Source organism: Streptomyces sp. SID5910, assembly GCF_009862125.1.
In the GTDB taxonomy this organism is placed as follows: domain Bacteria; phylum Actinomycetota; class Actinomycetes; order Streptomycetales; family Streptomycetaceae; genus Streptomyces.
Window position 1 is genome coordinate 1 of sequence record NZ_WWHX01000250.1, and the last position, 206, is coordinate 206.

A 206-nucleotide genomic window follows, 5' to 3' on the forward strand; every position below is an offset into this window, starting at 1 on the left:
CACGCGATCAGCGTGGCCCTGGAAATGGGCAGGCAGGGCAAGGCGCTGGAGATAAACCGCCGCACCAGCCCGAGCCTGGTCGGGGCACTGCCCAACTCACGTCAGGGCCACCACCATATGGACGTGGCGCGGGCCTGGCTGTGGGACGGAAACCGGGCAAGGGCCCTCACCGAGCTGGAGACGGCTGAGCGGATCGCGCCGCAGCT

The 206-nt window shown here is 69.4% G+C and carries 1 pseudogene; it reads left to right on the forward strand.

The window, feature by feature from the left end:
* Positions 1-206: pseudogene (locus GTW67_RS08745) on the forward strand (helix-turn-helix domain-containing protein); the annotation flags it as partial.